Origin of the sequence: Rhizobium altiplani (genome assembly GCF_001542405.1) — a bacterium.
GTDB lineage: Bacteria > Pseudomonadota > Alphaproteobacteria > Rhizobiales > Rhizobiaceae > Rhizobium > Rhizobium altiplani.
Genome location: NZ_LNCD01000115.1, coordinates 39,220 through 60,106, shown reverse-complemented (window position 1 = coordinate 60,106; position 20,887 = coordinate 39,220). Strand labels below are relative to the sequence as shown.

The 20,887-nt window shown below is 55.6% G+C and carries 20 protein-coding genes; 19 read left to right on the top strand and 1 reads right to left on the bottom strand.

Annotated features, from left to right (window positions below; genetic code table 11):
- The first annotated feature begins 81 nt into the window (after nucleotides 1-81).
- From tnpA to AS026_RS26955, 19 genes are all read left to right on the top strand, one after another.
- A complete protein-coding gene (gene tnpA, locus AS026_RS27045; protein ID WP_062368489.1) occupies nucleotides 82-552 on the top strand; it encodes an IS66-like element accessory protein TnpA in 471 nt (156 codons plus the stop codon).
- The gene (gene tnpB, locus AS026_RS27040; protein ID WP_028749713.1) at nucleotides 549-905 is read left to right on the top strand and encodes an IS66 family insertion sequence element accessory protein TnpB; all 357 of its coding nucleotides are present in this window, start codon (nucleotides 549-551) and stop codon (nucleotides 903-905) included. The genes tnpA and tnpB overlap by 4 nt, the downstream gene beginning before the upstream one ends.
- A gap of 48 nt (nucleotides 906-953) precedes the next feature.
- Entirely contained in the window at nucleotides 954-2,528 is a 1,575-nt protein-coding gene (gene tnpC / locus AS026_RS27035; protein WP_028749712.1) for an IS66 family transposase, read from the top strand.
- Nucleotides 2,525-3,088 (top strand): UPF0149 family protein, encoded by a 564-nt coding sequence (locus tag AS026_RS27030; RefSeq protein ID WP_062368490.1) that lies wholly within the window; start codon nucleotides 2,525-2,527, stop codon nucleotides 3,086-3,088. The genes tnpC and AS026_RS27030 overlap by 4 nt, the downstream gene beginning before the upstream one ends.
- 127 nt (nucleotides 3,089-3,215) lie before the next feature.
- Entirely contained in the window at nucleotides 3,216-3,752 is a 537-nt protein-coding gene (locus AS026_RS27025) for a hypothetical protein (protein ID WP_245307650.1), read from the top strand.
- A gap of 181 nt (nucleotides 3,753-3,933) precedes the next feature.
- Nucleotides 3,934-6,117, top strand: a complete 2,184-nt coding sequence (locus tag AS026_RS27020) for a portal protein (RefSeq protein ID WP_062373099.1) — start codon at nucleotides 3,934-3,936, stop codon at nucleotides 6,115-6,117.
- Nucleotides 6,118-6,126: 9 nt separating this feature from the next.
- On the top strand, nucleotides 6,127-6,378 hold the full coding sequence (locus AS026_RS27015; protein WP_062373095.1) for a hypothetical protein: 252 nt from the start codon (nucleotides 6,127-6,129) through the stop codon (nucleotides 6,376-6,378).
- A 54-nt stretch (nucleotides 6,379-6,432) separates the two neighbouring features.
- Nucleotides 6,433-7,431, top strand: coding sequence for a hypothetical protein (locus tag AS026_RS27010; RefSeq protein ID WP_062373091.1), 999 nt, complete (start codon nucleotides 6,433-6,435; stop codon nucleotides 7,429-7,431).
- A 16-nt stretch (nucleotides 7,432-7,447) separates the two neighbouring features.
- Nucleotides 7,448-8,380 carry a DUF5309 domain-containing protein gene (locus AS026_RS27005; RefSeq protein ID WP_062373088.1) on the top strand — a complete coding sequence of 311 codons (933 nt, stop codon included), beginning with the start codon at nucleotides 7,448-7,450 and terminating at the stop codon, nucleotides 8,378-8,380.
- Nucleotides 8,381-8,453: 73 nt separating this feature from the next.
- On the top strand, nucleotides 8,454-8,801 hold the full coding sequence (locus AS026_RS27000) for a hypothetical protein (protein ID WP_062373085.1): 348 nt from the start codon (nucleotides 8,454-8,456) through the stop codon (nucleotides 8,799-8,801).
- A 2-nt stretch (nucleotides 8,802-8,803) separates the two neighbouring features.
- A complete protein-coding gene (locus tag AS026_RS26995) occupies nucleotides 8,804-9,385 on the top strand; it encodes a phage adaptor protein (protein WP_062373082.1) in 582 nt (193 codons plus the stop codon).
- A 137-nt stretch (nucleotides 9,386-9,522) separates the two neighbouring features.
- Nucleotides 9,523-10,902, top strand: a complete 1,380-nt coding sequence (locus AS026_RS26990) for a hypothetical protein (RefSeq protein WP_245307642.1) — start codon at nucleotides 9,523-9,525, stop codon at nucleotides 10,900-10,902.
- Nucleotides 10,903-10,924: 22 nt separating this feature from the next.
- Nucleotides 10,925-11,230, top strand: coding sequence for a hypothetical protein (locus tag AS026_RS26985; protein WP_062373076.1), 306 nt, complete (start codon nucleotides 10,925-10,927; stop codon nucleotides 11,228-11,230).
- Between the two features lie 10 nt (nucleotides 11,231-11,240).
- Entirely contained in the window at nucleotides 11,241-11,636 is a 396-nt protein-coding gene (locus tag AS026_RS26980; protein ID WP_062373071.1) for a hypothetical protein, read from the top strand.
- Between the two features lie 2 nt (nucleotides 11,637-11,638).
- Nucleotides 11,639-12,958 (top strand): tail fiber domain-containing protein, encoded by a 1,320-nt coding sequence (locus AS026_RS26975; protein ID WP_062373068.1) that lies wholly within the window; start codon nucleotides 11,639-11,641, stop codon nucleotides 12,956-12,958.
- Nucleotides 12,948-14,690, top strand: coding sequence for a hypothetical protein (locus AS026_RS26970; RefSeq protein ID WP_062373065.1), 1,743 nt, complete (start codon nucleotides 12,948-12,950; stop codon nucleotides 14,688-14,690). The genes AS026_RS26975 and AS026_RS26970 overlap by 11 nt, the downstream gene beginning before the upstream one ends.
- Before the next feature lie 32 nt (nucleotides 14,691-14,722).
- On the top strand, nucleotides 14,723-15,541 hold the full coding sequence (locus AS026_RS26965; protein ID WP_062373062.1) for a hypothetical protein: 819 nt from the start codon (nucleotides 14,723-14,725) through the stop codon (nucleotides 15,539-15,541).
- Nucleotides 15,542-15,570: 29 nt separating this feature from the next.
- Entirely contained in the window at nucleotides 15,571-17,631 is a 2,061-nt protein-coding gene (locus AS026_RS26960) for a hypothetical protein (protein WP_245307641.1), read from the top strand.
- 184 nt (nucleotides 17,632-17,815) lie between these two features.
- Nucleotides 17,816-18,865, top strand: a complete 1,050-nt coding sequence (locus AS026_RS26955) for a tail fiber protein (RefSeq protein ID WP_062373055.1) — start codon at nucleotides 17,816-17,818, stop codon at nucleotides 18,863-18,865.
- Nucleotides 18,866-18,871: 6 nt separating this feature from the next.
- On the opposite strand, the gene AS026_RS26950 is transcribed toward AS026_RS26955, so the two are convergent.
- Nucleotides 18,872-20,779 (bottom strand): recombinase family protein, encoded by a 1,908-nt coding sequence (locus AS026_RS26950; RefSeq protein WP_082728611.1) that lies wholly within the window; start codon nucleotides 20,777-20,779, stop codon nucleotides 18,872-18,874.
- Nucleotides 20,780-20,887: the final 108 nt, after the last annotated feature.

The following is a 20,887-nucleotide window of genomic DNA, read 5'->3' as shown; positions in this document are numbered from 1 at the left end:
GTGAGCGCGACGAACAGCCCACCTTTTCTTTTGTGAATGAGGCCTCGAGATAAGCTCTATCATTGATAGGAGTGGACCGGGATGGTTGGAGATCGCGCTGATGCCATGCTTGAAGTCATGGATGAAGGCATGCATGAAGCCAGGCATGAGGGAAAGTATCGGCGGATCGAGGTGATCACCGGTCGGCGGCAGCGGCGGAATTGGACTGACGAGGAGAAGGCGCGGATTCTCGCGGAGAGCGCAGAACCTGAAGTGAACATTTCGGCTGTTGCGAGGCGCTGGGGCGTCAATCGCGGCTTGCTGAATGTGTGGCGACGGGAAGCCGGACTAACCTCTCAACGGTCGGCAAAGACTAGTTTGCCGCCTGCCGTGTTCGTGCCGGTGACAGTGGTTGGGGATGGCGCACGACACGAAGGCTCGCCATCGAATGCCCCAGAGGTTCTCGCTGGCCGAATTGAGATCGAGATTGCGGGCGCACGCATGACGGTCATCGGCTCGGTAGCGCCTGAACTGGCGCAGGCGATGGTAGCGGCGTTGCGAGGGCGCCGGTGATCGGAGTTTCGCCAAATGGCGTGAAGATCATGGTTGCGACGCAACCCGTCGACTTCCGGCGCGGCATGAATGGCCTGGTAGCTTTGGTGGCGTCAGCCCTTGCGGCCGATCCCTATTGTGGCGACGTGTTCGTGTTCCGCGCCAAGCGTCTTGATCGGCTTCGCTGCATTTATTGGGACGGATCAGGCATGATCCTAGCGACGAAGTGGTTGGAGGCGGGCAAGTTCGTTTGGCCTCCGATCCGCGATGGCGCTATGCAGATGAGTGCCCAGGAGTTCTCGCTTTTGCTGGCCGGCATTGACTGGACGCGCGTCAAACGAAACGCGGTGAGGAGGCCCTCAAAAGCAGGCTGATCCTATTGGTTTTGCTTGAAGATTCAGACCCGTGTGGTAGGGTCTGTCATGCCGCTTCGACCCGATCCCTTGCCCCAGGATGCTGCGCAATTGACCCGGATCATTCTCTCGCTCGACGAAGAGAATGCCGATCTCAAGGCGCGCGTTGCCTTCCTTGAGCGCCAGCTCTTCGGGACGAAATCGGAGAAGATGACGACGATCGATCCAACGCAGGCAATGCTCGATCTTGGCGATCTAGGCGACATTCCCGTTGCTGCCAATGACGATGTCGCGCCGGTCGATGAAGACAAAACGCAGGCACGGCGATCGCCAGCCCGCAATATCGGCCGTTTGCCGAAACACCTTCCGCGTTATGACGAGCTCATCGAGCCAGCGAGCAAGACTTGCCCCTGCTGTTCGTTCGAACTTCATTGCATCGGCACTGATGTCAGCGAGGCGCTCGACATCGTGCCTGCAGTAGTCCGGGTGAAACGGACGATCCGGCCACGCTATGCATGCCGGGCTTGCGAGAGTGGCATCGTGCAAGCACCCGCACCAGCACGCATCATGGACGGCGGCATGGTGACCACGGCGTTTGCAGCCCATGTCGCCGTTTCGAAGTTTGCCTGGCATTTGCCGCTGCATCGCCAGGCGCAGATGCTGGCCTCCTGCGGCGTCATCATTGATCGCGGTACGCTCGGGGCATGGGTCACGCGGGTCGCCTGGTGGCTCGAACTTCTCTACGATGCACTCACCGCCTTCATCCGCTCGCAGCCGAGGGTGTTCTGTGACGAGACGCCACTTCCGCGCCTCGATCCGGGGCGCAAACGAACCAAGGTCTGCCAGTTATGGGCACAAGCGGTTGACGATCGGCCATGGAACGGTCCGGCGCCGCCGGCGGTGGCCTACATTTTTGCCGAAAGCCGCAGCGCTCGCGAGATCGAGGGGCAACTGTCGTCGTTCGCCGGCGTGCTTCAGGTTGATGGATATCAAGCCTATAAAACCATGGTCAAACGACGCGGCAAGAGCAACGTTGCCCCCATGCGGCTGGCCTTCTGCCTCGCTCATGCACGGCGAAAGTTCGTTGACGTCGTCAAACTGACCGGCTCTTCGGAGGCCTTGTCGATCCTTGCCAGGATTGCCGAAATCTATCGCATCGAAGCAAAACTACGAGGGGAAGATGAAGATACCCGGCTTAGCGGCAGGCGTCGTGAGGCAGCTCCCATCATGAGAGAACTGAAGGTCCATCTCACCGAACTGAGCGACGAGGTGTCGTCGAAATCGGCACTTGGCAAGGCAGTCACTTACATGCTCAACCACTGGAGCGGATTGACAGCCTTTCTAGAGGATGGCCGGATCGAGGTGGACTCCAATGTCGTCGAGCGTTCCATGAAATCCGTGGCTTTGACGAGAAAGAACTCATTATTCGTGGGCAACGAGCGGGGTGGAAAGACCTTCGCTGTCCTGGCATCGCTCGTGAACACGGCAAAGCTTAACGGCGTGGACCCCGACGTCTGGCTTGCCGATGTGCTGGAGCGCATCATCTCCGGCAAAGTGAAAGCCAACGAGATGGAGAGCCTTTTGCCTTGGGCCTGGAAGGCGGAACGCGAAGCGATGACACAGCAGGAGCGACAAGCGGCATGACACAGAACAGCCAGGAGATGACGCCGCGACCGAAGCTCGATGACGACGCATTCGAAGCCTTTATCAGGAGACGTCGTCCGCCATCGCCTATCTGGTCAATGAGCAGACTCGATGGTTATCTTACGGCCCTCATCATCGGCCCCAGGTTCATCGACCCACGGCAATGGATCCCGGAACTGACCGGCCCGGATGCCCTAAACCTGCCGATGGAAACAACCGAACATCGGGCCGTGCAGACGATCGTTGCAGAGTATAATCGGATATCTGCAAGCCTTTCCGAGAGACCGAAAGACCACCGGCCAAGGTTCACCCAGATCGATGATCAGACCCTTGATCCATTTGATTGGGACATCTGCTTTCTCATTGGAACACGACACGCGCCAAGGCTTTGGCAGCCTGTCCTTCGAGGTCATGCCGTCACTGGGGATATCATTGCGCCGATCCGCAAGCTCGGCGAGGTAAAACGGAAAGCGACCCACCAGGATGCTGCTGCCGTCGCCGAAGCACTCGTCAATATCCGAACCTATTTTATGCCGAAGCGGGCAAAGCAGAAGTTCTGACCGAGAGCCAGAAAGCCAGAAACCTATTTAGTCAAATCACGAAAGCCGTGGGCCATTCGTTGCGCTCACGTTTGATGCGGCTGTTATTTGGGGGCTCGATCCGAACGGCGGCGGCAAGGACCGATCCGTGCTCGTAAAGCGCCAGGACAATGTTGTTACTGGTGTGAAGGAGTTTCCGAATCTCAACGCCGTGCAGCTGGCGCAGGCCGTCTTTGATGAATACCACGCGACCCCCAAAGGGCAGCGTCCGGTGGATATCTGCGTTGACGCGAACGGCCCCGGTTACGGCGTCTATGTGATGCTGATGAATATGGGCCTGCCGGTCAAAAAGGTGATGGCCCAGAATAGCCCAACACGTGATCCGCAACTCTATAGTCGTATGCGTGATCAGCTGTGGTGGGCCGGTCGCAAGTGGTTCGAAGAGGGCGGCGTTAGCATCCCCAATCACCCTGACCTGATCGCGGAACTTTGCCTGCCGACATACGAGTACGAGACAACCGGCAAGATCAAGGTCGAGGATAAGAAGTCGATCCGCAAACGTGGTCGCAGATCGCCAGACTTTGCGGACGCGTTCTGTCTGACGTTTGCGAGCACCAAATCCAGCGCAACTGCATACGCCGCGTGGTCGAAGCCCATTGAATACGACGTTCGTCACTACGAATGAGCGGCAAATTCGCTCCCTCCAATAAATATGAGACAGGCCAGCATTATTCGTGCTGCCAACTGGAGCGAGCAAATGACTGACCAAAATTCCGCGCTGATCGCAGCGATCGACAACGCCTCGGAGGCGATTGGCCGAGCGATCCAAGAACTAGAGGCACGCAAAGTGTCCGTGAAAGGCATGCATGGCAAAGAAGAAGGGCGCGAAGCCTCTAACCGACGAAGATATCCTCAATCGAATTGGCAGTCCTCTCCGTAAGGCCGCCGACTGGTCGAAGGACAATATCGCCATCAGGGGCGAACTTGGCCTCAAGTTCTATAATCGAGAACTCTTCGACACCGACATTGCCGAGAAGGGGAAGCCTGATCCGCTAAAGGGCCGCTCCAAGCACGTTGTTCCGATGGTGCAAGAGCAGGTTACGACCTTCGTCAGCCAGTTCGAACGTGTTTTCGACGGACAAACCAAAGTCGTCGAATTTCTGCCATCTGGCTCCGAAGACGCGCCAGCTGCAAAGCAGATGACGGATGCCTGCAACTTCTTTGTCCGCACTCAGAACTCATATGTCGCCCTGCTGGATTCGTGGCTGATGAACGGCGCGATCACCGGGCTCGGTGTTGCACACATCTATTTCTATCAGGAGATGGGTTGGCACCCACCAATAACGCGCAAGGGTGTTCCTGAGGAGGAACTGGTCGAGTTGGTCGCGAAGGAAGAGGCGGGCGATCTGAAGATCATGAGCCGGAGCGAGCCCTATCCGGCTCCACTCCCACCAGAATTGACACAGCAGGGCATGACCCCGGAACTGCTCGCGCAGATGGGCGCGCCGGTGCAAATGCTCCGAGATATCAAGGTTCGCGAGCGCAATAATCAGTGGCGAATGGGCTTTAAGAGCGTTCGCCCTGAAGATTTCATCGTTTCGAAGGATGCTCGTTTCTCTCAGGAGACCGGCGGCATCGAGGCCCGTTTGCAGGGCCATAAGTGCGTGATGGCTCGCGCTGCACTCGTTGAAATGGGTTACGACGAAGAGAAGGTCGCGCTCGTTACATCGGCAACCGAGTCAACGACCGGCATTGCGATGGAGCGAGCGAAGAACACCGATTACGATCAGGGCGTTGGCGATGTCGAAGACGACGTAGATGTCTACGAAATCTATATGCGCTTGGACGTTGACGGCGATGGCTGGCGTGAACACGTACATCTGACCATTGCCGGCGACTTGTTGAATGCGCCGGTCCTGCTCAACGTAGAGGAAGTCAGCAAGTTTTACCCATACGCGGCATTCTGCCCGTTCCCATTGCCGGATACGCTTTTCGGTCACGGAATTGCCGACCGTGTTGGTGACGATCAGCGTTTGGTCAGCAACATTTACCGCTCAAACATCGACGGTCTGCAAGCAAGTGTAAACCCGCAGAAGGCCGTCAATATGCAGGCCATCCCGAATTTTGATGACCTGTTGAATCCGCATCCCGGCAGAATTATCCGGGTAGATGGAGACCCGAACGAGGTAGTGAAATTCCTCAGCACGCCTTACAACGGCGGTCCCTCGATGCAGTTTGCGGATCAGATCAAAGACGAGGTTTCCAGCGTAACCGGCGTTGGTGCTGCAATGACCGCTATGAATGCAACGGATTTGCAGAGCACGTCGCCTGCCGCTCTCAGCCAGCACGCCAACGCGCAAATGTTGATTGTCGAGAAGTCCATTCGCTTCTTCGCAGATACCGGCATCCGCTACTCTTTCCGCGTGATGGTCGATCAGCTGCGCAGCAATCCGGAAGGAGCGCAGCAGATTCTATCCCGCCTGACGAATGAGGAAATCCCGTTCTATAGTTGGGATCCAGAAATGGACATGACAACGACCGTCGCGTTCGGCGTGATGAACCGCGACTATATGCAGGCTGTCCTTCGCGAGACGATGCAGTGGCAGGCGCAGGGCATGGATAGCGGCCTCGTCACCCCTCAGAACATCTACAACACGGCTCGCATGTATTTCGAGAACGCAGGCATCAAGAATCCAGACGCCTTCATTACCGATCCGTCAAAGGCTCCTCCGCAGCCGGATAAGCCAAAGGAGTCTACCGAACTAGAGATTCAGGCAAAGGCCATGCAGGACGCGACGGCGCAGAAGGCGGCGGCGGACAAGGCCAAGAATGACCTCAAACTGGTTGAACTGATCATGGAAGACGACCGCATCCGCGACAAGAACGATATGGATTTCGAGATCGAGCGCGCGAAGAACTCGGCCCAGGTCGATACAGCACGCGTCGAAGCGCAGATCAACGCTGATCGCGAAACCCTCGCACGTGGCTTCGAGCAGATCGCAGCTATGCAGCCGAAAGCCCCGCAACCGCCGATGGCACCCCAGCAATAAAGGAGCGCAATGACTGAGCAAGAAACGATAGCACGCGGCACGACCGCCAATTGGATTTGTAGTGACCCTGTTTATCAGGCGGCGTGGGAAGGGATCATGAACGACCTCTTCAATGCGTGGTCTAGCAGCCCACTTGAGGACGTTGCGGGTCGTGAACGCCTCCGTTTGGAACTCGATGTTCTGACACGGCTTCGCGGCAAATTCGCCTCTTACATCAACGAAGCCCAGCTAGCCAAGGCGAAGGATTTATTCGCGCAGTAAAATTACGTTTCCCGCTAAATACGGGCAATAAAAACAATAACATGGGAGAAACCTATGATAGACGCCAGCAACTCCGACAACGGAATTGGCCTTTCGCAGAATGATGCTGCGAGCCACATTTCAGGTCTTTTGGACAGCAATCTCGATATTGCTGCAACCGTCGAGACCGGTGATGTTGAGAACGAAGCCGACGAGGTTTCACTACCATCCGAAGACGCAATTGAAACCTCCGACGAGCAAACCTTTGAGGACTCCGACGACCAAGGAGAAGCGGAAGACGATGCAGCGGATGAACAGGAAGTAACCACCAAGCCTGTTTTCTCGGATGACATGGAGGTCGAAGTCAAAGGCCAGAAGATGTCGTTCAAGGAACTCAAGGAAGGTTACGAGCGTACATCTGACTATACGCAAAAGACACAAGCACTGGCTGCGGAACGCAAAAAGTACGACGCCGGTATTGATGTCATTCGCGATCAGTCGTTGCAATTCCTCTACAATTTGGAACGGGAATTTACAGCGCACCTCCCCAAAGAACCCGATTGGGCACAGCTCTCAGTGGATAATCCCGTCGAGTATGTGCGGCAAATCGAGGAGTGGAGAGGCATTCACGCTCAGAAGCAGCAAATCCGCAACGAGATTGCAGCTACCGAAAAGCAGAAGGCAGAGCGAGAGGCAACAGTTCACCAAGAGGCAATGGCGGAAGGCCAGCGTCAATTGCATGAATGGCACCCCGAACTAGCTAAGCCAGAGACAGGAAAGGCACGTGAACTGGCCGTGTATGCGGAATCTCGTGGTATTCCTCGTGAAGCGATCGAACGCGAAACAAACCCGGTTCTGTTTAGCATCCTCTACGATTCCATGCGTTTTCAGGAGTTGCAGAAGCAGAAGGCAAAGGCCGTCAAGGTAGTGGATGAAAAGCCGCTGCTGGCAACGCCCGGTTCTTCCCCGGCACGTTCCTCGTCCTCGCAGAGCGTTGTCGAACGCAAGATGAGCGCCCTCAAAAAGTCAGGCTCCGTAAACGACGCAGCCGACGTTCTCAAGCATCTACTATAATAAGGAGAAGCCAATAATGGCCACATTGATTACAAACAACGTTTCCCACGTGCGAGAAGACCTCGGAGATGTTATCTCCCGCATCTCGCCGGAAAAGACACCGTTCAAGACAGAGATCGGTTCTACCAAGGCGACTGCATCCCAGCACTTCTTCCTGAAGGACGCACTCGATGCTCCTAACAAGGACAACGCAGCTATTGAAGGCGCTGACGCTTCCTTCGGCACTCTTACGGGTCCAGATCGTATTTCGAACTTCGTACAGACATTCACGAAAACCGTTCAGGTTTCGGGTCTGCTTCAGGCTGTTAACACAGCTGGCACCAAGGACGAGTACGCACGCCAGGTTGCTAAAAAGGGCGCCGAACTGAATCGCGACATCGAAGCGTCTCTCGTTTCCGCTAACCCATCGGTATTCGGTACAGGCGGCACACCGGGCAAACTCGGTGGTGCAGAAGCGTGGATCAAGACCAACGCTCTACACGGCGCAGGTGGCGCGACTTCTGGTTTCTCCAGCGGCACAGTTGGTGCAGTTACGGCAGGTACTGTTCGTGACCTCACAGAGGACATGTTCAACGAGATGGTCCAGAAGGTCTGGAACGAAGGCGGCGATCCGACTCTCGTTATCGCTCCCGGCAAGTTGAAGCAGAAGATTTCGGGCTTCCTCGGCAACGGTACAAAGTATCAGGATGCCAACGCGAAGACGATCTATCAGGGCGTAGATTACTACGTTTCCGACTTCGGCAAGCACCAGATCATCCCGCATCACTTCATGTCGTCCACGACTGTTATCGCATTCGACCCATCCCTTTGGGCTGTTGCGACAGTTCGCGGCGTTCGCAAGGTCGACATCGCGAAGACCGGCGACAGCGACAAGAAGATGATTATTACTGACCTCACCCTTGAGTGCCGCAACGAAGCGGGTAACGGCAAGATCGCTGACGTTGAGTAAGTGAAGAAGGGGCCAGCATTAATCGTGCTGGCCCTCACATATCGCCAATAAAACAACAAGAAAAAGGCGAACTATGCATGTTGATCCCTTCTCCGAATCCGTCGGTAGTGTAGTTCCAGATGGCGCTTCCATCTGTGTCTACGAGGACGAATTCAAATCCGTCTATTGGGTCCGTCGCGGCGATCTCGTTGACGTTCTGACCTTCACAAAAGTTGACGCACTTCTTGCTGCGAACCGCGCAGAGGCGAACGATTTCTCCAAAACCAGCAAACTTGGCAACATGGTCAAGATCGCATCGGTTCCGACCGCGCTGCACTATCAGATGCAGGCGGAGGGGATCACGCAGGACGATAAGGCAATTGCCCGCTTCCTCAATGATAGCGACAACGCCAAGTTCCGCACGAATAGTCTGAGGGTCTAACGATGGCCATCCAGACCTATTCCGACCTCCTCTCGGCTATTGAATCCTACACCGTTGGGGCCGGTGCTCCCGGCGACCTCTGCGTGATGCTCGCGGAAGAGGCCCTGCGTCCTATTCTCACGCACTACCGTATGGAAAAGAAGGTCACACTTGCTGTCCCTGCGGGCGAGTCACCGACGTTGCCGGCGGACTTTCAGGAAGCCCGCCGCATCCTAGTAAATGGACAGCGCGTTAATCTCCTGAGTTTTCAGAACGATAATCTTGGTTGCGATCTCGGCTATGTCGTCACCGGTACAACGCTGGAAATCCGTCCTGCTCCAAGCACGGACTATAGCGTTGACCTCTATTATTACGAACGTCTGCCGTCGCTCAGCACGGCCAATCCCACGAACTGGCTGATCACGTACTTCCCGACTGTGTATCTGCGTGCATCGCTTGCGCAGGCTTATCACTGGCTCAAAGACTTCGACGCCGAACAGGGTGAGAAAGACCTGACTTCGGATGCCCTGTCTGCGGTGGTCAAGGATAATCTGCGTGTGACCGCTTACGGCAACACGATCATTGAGGAGTTGTCCTCATGGTGATCGATAGCGTTTTTGGCCCTTGGCGTCCTGATATCTCCGCGCTGAACAACCCCGGCGTCACTGTCGCACGAAATGTGCTGCCAGCTATCGGCGCTCTCAATGGTTCGGTCGCATACGAGCCGATGAAGCGCGTATCGTTGTTTTCGAACGCCGTGCTTCCTTCTCGTCCGCTCGGCGCGGTCAGCGGTCAGGATTTGGCTGGCAACGGCAAAGTTTACACGGGCTGCGCAGAAGGATTGTTCAAACTCAGCCCATCGGATTTGTCGTGGCAGGACGTTTCGCGATCTGATCCTTACACATCGGGATCGGAGAAGTGGAATTTCACGAAGTACGGCTCGTGGGCAGTCGGCACGAATTTTGTGAACCCGCCTCAGTTCATCGACATGAACGAGGACGAGCAGTTCGATGACCTCACAACGCTGGTTAAGGCCCGCTACATCACGACATCGCGCGGCTTCGTAGTTGTCGCCAACACCAACGATTCCTTCGACGGCGACATTCCCTATCGTGTGCGTTGGTCCGGTCTCGATCAGCCGACGAGTTGGGACTTCTCGCTTACCACGCAAGCGGACTTCCAAGACATCAACAACGGCTCTGGTGTGATCCAAGGCATTGTTGGCGGCGAGGACGTGACGATCTTCATGAAAGATTCCATCGTCAAAATGACCTACGTCGGCACTCCGCTGATCTGGCAGTTTGACGAAATCATCACCGGCAAGGGCTGTGCGGTGCCCGAAAGCATCATCGAATTTGGCAATGGCAATGTTGCCTTTCTCAGTGATGATGGCTGGTACGTCTATGATGGTTCGCCAAACCTAGAAGGTATTGGCGAGGGCAAGATCGACAAATATTTCCACCGCTACGTCAACACGGCTCAGTACTCGTACATGAGCGTTGCAGCCGATCCGTCCAAGAAACTCATCTACTGGTGCTATTCCAGCAATGATGCCATCGACGGAACGCCCGACAAGATGCTCATCTACAACTACGCGATTGGCGAGTTCACGGAGGCCGATTCCGAAGTTGATTTTATCTACAACAGTGTGACGCTGCCGTGGACTATCGAGCAGCTAGATCAGTTCGGCACAATCGAAAATATGCCTGCTCCATTCGATTCCCCGACATGGGCCGGCGGCAATAGCCAGCTGGCAGGCATAACCGTTTCGGGCGCTGTCTATCTGTTTACCGGCGACAACAAGACGGGGACAATCGAGACCTCAGAGCAATTTCTGCTTCAGCAGCTACAGGCGATGTACCAAGGCGTGAAGGGTGATCGCACTGTCGTTGTTCGCGTTCGTCCGATCTTTGATGGCGTTGGCAGTGCTACAGCACGTGTCGGCTCTCGGTTGCTCTCGAATAGCGAAGTCGTGTGGAGCCAGATGGCCGCACCTAATGAATCGGGCTGGTGCACTATTCGCCAGCAAGGTCGCTTCCATCGAGTTCGTTTGGTTCTGACTGGCAACTACACGCAGGCTACGAGCCTCCAATACGACGCTGTTCCAGCCGGTTTCCGCTAAATATGGCAAAGGAGCCGGTAAGTTGCTGAAACTAAAACAAAATCATACACCTCGCGATGTGAAGGTTCTCACAGACCAACTGGTTGATGGTGTGAACGCTATTAGTAGCAGCCTGCCAGCTACCGGCACCGTAACGTTTGCGACCGACGTTGCGTCGACGGTGATCACGAACGCGAAGGCCACACCGCAAAGTGTCGTTGTCTTGTCTCCGGCCCATCCGAACGCGGCTGGCGTGACTTACTCCTACACGGCAGGAGCAGGGCAATTCACGGTCTTTCATGCCAGCAATGCGACGGCCAACAGGACGTTCGGATACGTGATTTTTTGAGAGGGTAAGAGTGGCGATACGACTGATCACGACGAACGAGGAGTATGAAACCGAATATCCGCGTGTCCGTGGTTGGCTGATTGAAGCCCAGTTGAAAGCAGGGAAGGAAGATGCCGAGCGGGATATCTTGGCCGGTCTTTTGAGCGGGGGCTACAGACTGTGGGTAGGCGATAACTGTGCGGCAATCACAGAAAACATGGAGTGGGACGGACGCCCTGTGTGCGTCGTTGTCCTGGCCGGTGGTGATCTGCGAGAGATCGTAAGCGACGGCATCCCCGTGATCACCCAAGCCGCGAAGGCTCAACACTGCGACGGCATTTTGCTTTTCGGCAGACCCGGTTGGCAGCGCGTGCTTGAGCCACATGGCTTCGAATTTTCATCCATCGTCATGTTTAAGGAATTTTGAATATGCAGAGTGCACCAAAGCAAACGACGCAGACGACGACGACAGAGCCGTCGAAAATCGCGTCGCCCTATATCGAAAAATACTATGCGCAACTTGATGACGCGTACTCGAATGGAAAGCCCGGTTACTACCCCGGCTCAACTGTCATCGATCTGAGCGATGCAACGAAGAATGCTCAGAACTCGATCATCAATACGGCGACAAATGGTTCTCCTCTGATCGGCAATGCCCATAATGCGGTCAATAATGTTACGACCGGCGCTGCATTCGATCCGACCGGCGCTAACACGTTGAAGGCTGGAACTGGCTTCACGAATACTGCAACCGGCAACGCGCAGAGCCTGTCCGATATTCTCACTGGTCAGAGCAATCCAGCTACAGCAATGTTGCAGGGAACGGCCAACGGTGATTACCTGAATAGCAATCCGCATCTGGCTCAGGCGATCAAGAACGCAAACGATCCGCTTATTGATCAGTTCAAGAGCGAGATTGCTCCCGGTATTAATAGTCAGTTTGCGAAGGCCGGTCGTTCCGGTTCCGGCGCTTTCGCTAGTGTCCGCAACAAAGCGGAAAAGACGCTTACAGATGCGATGGCGAAGAATGCCAGCGATATCGCATACGGCAACTACGTGACTGAGCGCGGCAACATGCTCGACGCACAGAAGAGCATTGGTGGCCTCTACGATAGCAACGCGCAGAACGCGATCTCCGCTACTGGCATGTTGGGCAACTTGTCTCAGGGTCAGCAGGATTCCCGCAACAATGCGGCTTCCGCTCTTATGTCGGGTCAGAACGCGCAGGCAAACACTCAGCTAGCCGGTGCAGGCATGGCGGGCGATCAGCGCAACTTGGATTATCTGGACGCCGAGAAACTTGCAGGTGTTGGCGCCCAGCAGGACGCCTACAAGGACTTGCAGCTACAGGACAAAATCAATCGTTGGGACGCCAGCGAGTACAAAGATATCAACAACGCAATGCAAGCCATCAACGCCTATACGACGGGTGGCTTCAATACTCAGTCTACAACGAAGCCGTATTTTTCCAATGGCACGTCGACGGCGATTGGTGGCATCGGCGCTTTGGCTTCGCTGCTCGCACTCTGCGACCGTCGGAAGAAGGAAAACATCAAGCGTTGTGGCTCGATGATCGACGGCACTGCGCTGTACGAGTTCACCTACATCAACGACCCCACGAAACAGATTTACATCGGCCCTATGGCTCAGGATGTCGAAATTACTCGTCCGCATGCGGTGATCGAGATCGACGGCGTCAAGCACGTGCATTTGGGCGCTCTAGCAGGAGATCCCGTTTATGTTCAGTAATTTTGACGATATCCTAGCCGCACTGAAGGGTTTGCCCGGTGCAATGGGCGGCGCGATGCCGGAAGTTGGTCAAAACAGCCAAGTCCCAATAACACCCGCAACTCCTGTTACGGCAGCGACCCCGGCAACACCAGCTGTTTATCCCACGCAGACCGGCTCCGTTCCCGCTCAAGCAGGAATGCTTTCCGGCGTCGGTGGAATGTTGGGGTTGAACGACGGCAAGGGCGGTCCAACTGCTTTCGGCGGTCTCCTCAATTTCAAGGACGAGGACAGCAAGCAGGCAGCATTGCGCGGTATGCTTGGCGCGTCTGCTGGTTTGATGGCTGCTGGTGGTCCATCCGATAAGCCTCACTCGTTTGGTCAGGACTTGGCTCAGGGCGTTGCTTCCGGTCTCGGTGGCTATGAAGCCTACAAGGACAGCCTCAGTGATCGCGCTTACAAGGATGCAGCTACAAAGAAGATCGGCATCGACAACGCGGCAGAAGTGCAAAAGGCACAACTCGCGGCACAAGCGGCTGCGGCTCGTCAGCGTTTGTTTGGTGGCGTAGGTTTTAACGGAGGTAGCAGCACTGGCGCTACCGCTGCTTCTGTTCCTGCCAGTGGTTCGCCTGTAGTGTCGGCTCCAGCTGGTGGCGGCGATCTTGCCGGACAGATCAATCGTCAGCGTGCAACGTATCAGGCTCAATATAACGGCCTAATGGCGTTGGGTGACGGCGACAACGCACGCCCGATTTTCCAGCAAATGAATTTCTTGGACAACGAGGCCGCGAAGCAAGGTCTGGTTTGGAACGGTCAAACTTATACGGCTGCACCCGGATTCCACGAAGGCGCACAGTCGCTTAGGCAATCCGAAGCAACCGGTACGTCGTTGGGCAACCGCAATGCGTGGACTGACGATCAGAAGGAACTCTACGCGGTTAACGAAGAGCGCAAGGCCAAGGGCCTGCCAACAATCGGCCTCGAAGATTATACCCTGTCGCAGAAGCGTGCGAGCGCAACCACTGTCAACGTAAACGACGGCAACAAATACGGCACGATTCCACCGGGCTATCGATTGGTTGAAGGTCCGAACGGCGCATACATGGAAGCAATTCCGGGTAGCCCTGATGCAATCAAGAACGCTCAGGCAGCGGACGCGAAGGACAAGAAGAGCGATCACGCACAGGTTTCGTCTGACGCAGTTGATACAGCGTTTAACAACGTTCTCCGTGTTGATGGAGAGTCTTGGCTCCCGACAACCGGCTTTACTGGCAGCATGTTGAGCAACGTCGGCGGTACAGGCTCCAACAACGTCCGCGCGGCCCTCGAAACGCTCAAGGCGAATGCTTCGCTCTCGACGTTGCAGAAGATGCGTGACGAGTCTCCGACCGGCGCTGGCATGGGTAGCCCATCGGACAGCGAACAGAAGATGATTCAGGCCGCATACGCGACACTTGAGCAGTCGCAATCGCGTCCAGAGTTCATTCGTAACTTGAACAACTTCCGCAATCTCTGGATGGACCTCGTGCATGGTCAGGGCAATGGCCCTGCACGTCATCCGGTCACATACGGTTTGAATGCGTTGACCGAGGACGAGAAGGCAGCTGCCGAAGGTAATGTTGTTTCCCCGGCTACGACTGGCAGCACGAATAATGCTGCGCTTCCGTCGATCAGAGGCGTTGAGGACTTCAACAAACTTGCTCCTGGCACCGTCTACATCGACCCGCAGGGAGTGAAGCGCACTAAGCGATAATTGAGAAGCCCCGAAAAGGGGACGAGGTGATAATGGCCGATTACATAACCTATCGAAATCAGGGAGCCACCCGCAATCAACCGCTCGACGACGACCTAGCCAAGCGCCTCGCATACTTGCAGAAGATGGGCGTCACCATGGAAGTCTTTTCCGGTGGTCAGCCCACAAAGGAAGAGGGCGGTCCTAGAACGGGTAGTGTTCGCCACGATCACGGCGGCGCAGCTGATGCCTTCTTCTACAAAGACGGTCGAAAGTTGGATTGGGCCAATCAATCTGACCGTCCAATCTTCGAACAGATCGTAAGTCAGGGCAAAGCCAACGGCATTACCGGTTTCGGTGCTGGTCCCGGCTATATGCAGCCGGGGTCAATGCACATTGGGGGTGGCACGCCGGGTGTTTGGGGTGCTGACGGAAAAAGCGCGAACGCGCCTGAGTGGCTTTCCAAGGCGTATGGTGGCGCTCCGTCCTCGATGATGGCGCAGGTGCAGTCGAAGCAGATCGACCCTATCGCAGAGGTAGTAGCAGCTGCGGGTAACACTGCGCCCCAAGCAGTCGCAGGGTCCTCAGGAACGCCGTCCGCTACGGTAGCTGCATCCGACGTACCAGCAACGCCTCCTGCAACTGCCGACGCCTCTAAGGGCTTGCTGGGCATTGAAATTCCGAAGGGATTGCCGGCGATGCTGCAATTCTCTGCGCTCGCTATGAATCAGCAACAGCCACAGGACGACACTCCTCGTGGCGGTTTGCTCCAATCCCAGCCGGTCCAAGTCCAGCAGCTAAGTATGGGACAAGCAAAAACATACAAGCCGTGGGAGCAATATCTGGGTCTTCTCGGCGGGAGACTCGCATAATGGCAGACACAAAAAGCAATCGCACAGCTATGCCGTGGGAAAACGATCCGATCGTACAGGAGACCTCGCAAGCGGCTCCATGGGAAAGCGATCCGATTGTCGATGAGGCACCGAAGGCGCTCTCGTCCGCTGACATCGATCCCAATCTAGAGGCCCCGGCTGGTGTGCGCGCAAGGGTTGGCGCTCTCGACAAACCGGAAGATCGCCTTACCGCACTCCGTAAGTCCTATCCCGATGCTCAGCCCTATAGCGGCGATAACTTCATTATGACCGATCCGGCGACCGGCAAGACGATAATCTATAATAAGCCGGGTTGGATTCCGAGCATGGGTGACTTTGCGAGTCTTATTCCAGAAGCGGGCGAGGCTGCTGGCGCTGTAGGTGGTGCCGTGCTCGGCGCTATTGGTGGATCAGCTGCACCAGTCGTGGGTACAACCGCAGGCGCAATTGGTGGTGCCGGTACAGGTGCCACAATCGGTCGCGAGGCCGCACAACGTTCTGCGAACTACCTTTTCGGTAACGAGGACACTCGTACGGGCGGCGAACAGGCTTGGGATGCCGCAAAGACGTTCGGCCTCAATGCAGGTGGCGAAGGTCTTGGTTTGATCGCCGCGCCCCTTGTCAGCAAAGCGGCTCGTGGTGTTTCAAACTCCGTGAAGGACGGTCCTCGTAGATTTGTAGCTGGTCAAGCAGACGATCCGGCTTTGGCAGCTCAACGTGCTGCGGACTTCCGTGGCGTTGGTGTCGAGCCCACAGCAGGTATGGTCAGCGGGGCACCGAACACGGCATTGAAGGAACAGGCACTAGCTGCGACTCGTGCAGGTCAGCAGATTCAGGACCGTATCGGCCAAGCATTCGGCGCGATGGACAACGAGGCTGGCCGCATTGTTGGTGATATTAACCCACAGACGCTTACTCGTCAGGAACTGGGGCAAGCCCTGAAAGACCAATCGGCGGCCTACAAATCCGCATCCAAGGCACGTAACGACTATCTGTATGATCAGGTCGGTAAGTTGACCGGTGATGCCCCAGCTAGCGGCACGAACACGCGTCAGTTTCTGGATGAATTGCAGGCCGAGCGTAAGACAATGGGCAAATCAGCGGTTCTCAACAACGGGAAATCACTGGATTCCGTGATCGAGCAGACGCAGGCCATTGTCGATGACATTGGTTCTGGCATCAATTTCAACACGCTGAAGCAGGCCCGCACGAACATCGGTGCAATCGCAAACGATCCCGGTGTGGATCAAGTTCTGCGTGATCGTGCACAGGGCCTCTATACAGCTCTGGCTAAGGACATGGGCGAGACAGCGCAGTCCGTTGGAGGTGATGCGTTTCAGGCTTGGAAGAAGGCCAATAATCGTTTCCGTCGCACAAGTGATCCGACAAGCATCTATTCTACGAAGAATTCGCTTGATCCGATCTTAAAGGCACAGACACCGGAACAGGCCGCGGATTGGGTTCTCGGTCAGGTCAACAAGGGTGGCACCCGCATCAATTCGGTTCGCCGTCAAATTGAGCGCACCGAAGGCGGTTCCGACTTGTGGAACACGCTGACCGGCTCGACCGTCGAGCGCATGGGAGTTGACGCCTCCGGCAATTTCAATCCAACGCGAATGCTCCAGGGTTGGGCGAAGATGTCAGACGAGGCGAAGGACGCAATGTTCCACGGCACTGCTCGCTCTCCGTATCGTCAGGACTTGGACCGTCTTGCTCGCGTTGCCGACAATATGAAGAGCTATCGTCGGATGGACAATCACTCCAACACGACCAAGGCGGCGAACGCGCTCTCCGCGATGAATCCCTTCGACAAGACTACGCTCATTGGCTCGCTGTTTGTCGGCCCAAAGGCATTCGCGATTTCGGCAGCCGGTAAGGGCGCAAACTACAGCTACAAGCGTTGGCAGGCGAAAATGCTGACCAGTCCTGAGACTGTGCGTTGGCTGTCGCAGATTCCTCGTGAGGAAATGTCTCGTGGTGGCCTAAAGGGACACTTGAAGCAACTTGGCAAGGTCGCAGCGAGCACTTCTGACAACGCATTGGCCGTCGCGATCAACGACTATTTCCGGGAGATTGGCTACTCCGAATAAACCGAAATGCCCCGGTCATAAGACCGGGAAGCACCCAACAACAAAAATAATAAAGTGGTGAAAAATGGTAGATTATACAGACCCTCGGTGGAACGAGAGCGATTCTCAAAACACTTCCCCATCTCCAAACGGGATTGCAACGACTTCCGCGCCGAGTGCGGTTCCCGCTGTTATTCGCGCCGGAATGGGTGCCGCAAAGCGCAAAGCCGATCGCACAGGCTTTTTCGGCCTGCTGACGAACAATACGAACGCCTACACGCTGACTTACGATGTTCCACCCGTCGACTATTTTAGAGGCGAGCCTTTCTCGTTCTTCGTCAACGCGACAAACACGGGTCCAGTGACCCTCAGCATCAACGGGATGCCTGCTGAAGACCTCGTGCAGGGTGATGGTACTGCCTTGAAGGCGGGCGATCTCGTTGCTGAACTGCCGGTGATGGTCACTTACAACGGCAGCAAGTTCCGAATGGTGACGGCTTCTGCTAACCCATCGTTCGGAGCGATTTCTGCTACCACCGTCGCAGCTACAACCGGAATGACCGTCAACAGCCTGCCGGTCTTCACGACAGCCAATGATGGCACTGGCTCTGGCTTGGACTCCGACAAGTTGGATGGTCAGGAGGGCGTTTGGTATCAGTCTCGTGCGAACCACACTGGTACACAGGACGTTGCAACGATTACCGGCTTGCAAGCGGTTCTCGATGCAATCGTACCCACTGCTAGTGTCATTTACGTTGCGTCTGCTGCCGCTCCAACAGGCTATCTAGCTGCAAATGGTACGGCTGTGTCGCGTACCACATACGCTCGTCTGTTTACGACAATCGGTACGACATTCGGTGCCGGTGACGGCTCGACGACGTTCAACCTGCCCGATCTGCGTGGTGAGTTCATTCGTGGCCTCGATAGCGGACGAAATATTGATGCCGGTCGTGCACTAGGTTCCGTGCAGGGTTCGCAAAACTTGGCTCACGCCCACGGTGTGTCTGATCCGGGCCACGCCCACGGCGTCTATGATCCAGGCCACCAACACTACTTTGGTGCCAGCTACATCGGTTCCGGTGTCGGATCGAATGGCGGTTACGTCAACGCATCCAACAACAACGGCGCGCTGACTGGCGTATCCGGTACGGGTATCGGCATTTATGCGGCAGCTACAGGCATTTCGATTCAATCCAACGGCGGCACGGAAGCACGTCCGCGCAACGTTGCGTTGCTCGCCTGCATCAAGACCTAAGCAGCATTAATCGTGCTGCTTTTTGCGCTGAGCGGCCTCTTTGGCTGCTTGGCGCATTGCCTTGATTGCGATCACATCGGGGTCGTTCAAGCGAGGATTGACAGGGTTTGGGATGGCCCGATTTGCCTTCGCATCGAACAGCGAGGTTACTACTTCCAACTTCTCCGCAAGATTACTCGCGCTCTCAGGGAGTAGGTTCTTCTCGTCATCGCGTTGCAGGCGAATGTCGGTTACAAAATGGTCCGACTTCATCGCTCCCGGCTTGTCGCTGGCATGGCCCATAGTTACAGCATCGAATGTCGCAACGAGTTTGCCTTCTTTGAATTTATAGGCCCTGAAGCCGTTGGCGATATAAACGAGCAATTCCTTGGTGTCGGGATCGAACGACATGCCATCGACAAAGCGTTTGAGAGCCGTGTGGATACGAGACCGAGACCTATAAAGTTCCTCGCCGCTCAATGTCGGCCAGCTATTGCGCTCCTCGCGTACCTGTCGCTCCACATCATTGCTTGCTTCATCCGCAGCCAAGGCGTTGATCCGTTGTGCCTCGTAGGCATCCTTTTGCTTCTCCAACTCCTCTTGGCGTTCCGAGTTGCGTTGCAGTTGCTGGTGAACGAGGTGTCTGAGGTTCTTCGGTGTCGCCGACAGTTCCTCGATCAACGATGAATTCTTCGCTTCGAGGCTCTCTAAGTCGGTTTCGATCTCAATGAGGTTCTTGGCGATTGCGTTTAGATCCACCGATCCATTCTGCGCCCTGAAAATCTCATGTAGTTTGAACTCGGGAACGTGGTCTAGGATCGCATTTTCCAAAGCAGGGTAGGAAATGCCGACGCCATTCGTGCATTGGAACTGCTTCTTCTCCTCGCCGTATCGCTTGAATGTCCGCATCCGGTTATAGCAGCGCAGATATTTGTAATCGTGGGTTCGGCCATAATAGAGGCTCATGGGACCGCCGCATGTCCTGCATGTGATCATGCCCACAAACAGGTTGGAGAAGTCGTTACCTTTGCGCCCTTTGTGGGCCGGTGCGCGTTTTGCCTTCTGCGCACGCAGATACAGATCTTCCTCGACCGCAGCCGGGAAAAAGCCTCGCTGCTCCGGTCCCACGACAATGTATCGCCCGCGTAGGTTATCTTTCTTCGCATAGGTTCCGATGACTGCGGGGTAGCTCAAAATGTGGCTCACAGCGGATTGATGCCAGCCCTTCGCCTTCTTCGAAAACGTTGGGATTTCCCGCTTGTGCAGTATTCGGCAGATTTCCATTTGCCCAACACCTTCAGCTGCCAACTCGTAGATCAGCCGGACCGTCTCCGCATGTTCGTTCAGGCTGTATGTGACCGTGCTACCTGGTCCTTTGGTGACGTCGATCCATGTGGGCAAGTTGATGTTATAACGGCCTTCGCCACGAAGCGCGGCTTCCCGCATCTTCGTCATTGCTTCCTTGATACGCTTGCTCTTCGTTGCGCTTTCCTCGTTTGCGCGGATCATGACAACGAGACTGCCCATCAGCTGATAGGGATTGTCACCGATCGATTGCGCCGAATAGACCTGCCTGTCAGCAAGCGTCACAATAATGATGCCTGCTTTGAGGATCGCTAGAAACGGAGGCAGAGCCTCCAGCACATTCTTGCGCGAGAGACGGTCAAGGCTTTCAATGATGAGGTAGCTGCCTTGTGCGATCTGGTTTGTCTTGACCAGCTGCAAGAATTTGCCAAGAGCGCCGCTCTGGACGTTCTCGCCTGTGTACGCGGAAACGCCAATATCTCGTAGGCTTTCGTCCAGATCGAGGTTGTTTTCGGCCGCATAATTGCGAGTGTCCTGCAACTGACGACGCAAACTGTCGCCGGATAGCTGCCGCTCCGTACTCATACGAATGTAAGAGTAAGCCTTTGGTCTCACTGTAATTTCTTGCATTTCTCACCTCAGCGCAATTCCACCATTTGACCGCTTAAAAAAGGGTGCACTCCGCTTGTGTATGTAAAACCACACTGGACTAAAGGCTTGTGGTTAACCATTCGTTGC